Genomic DNA, 216 nt, shown 5'->3' on the forward strand with positions numbered 1-216 from the left:
TCGGTTTGGGGTACGGGCCGCCATGAAACTCGCTAGAGGCTTTTCTCGACAGCATAGGATCATCCACTTCACCACAATCGGCTCGGCATCAGGTCTCAGGCTCATGTTGTGCGGATTTGCCTACACAACGCCCTACACCCTTACCCCGGGACAACCACCGCCCGGGCTGGACTACCTTCCTGCGTCACCCCATCGCTCACCTAGTACAGACTTGGT

At 57.9% G+C, this 216-nt stretch carries 1 rRNA gene; it reads right to left on the bottom strand.

The window, feature by feature from the left end:
- Positions 1-216 (bottom strand): 23S ribosomal RNA (locus ADK60_RS28515); the annotation flags it as partial.

The organism is Streptomyces sp. XY431 (genome assembly GCF_001279805.1).
Taxonomy (GTDB): Bacteria; Actinomycetota; Actinomycetes; order Streptomycetales; family Streptomycetaceae; genus Kitasatospora; species Kitasatospora purpeofusca.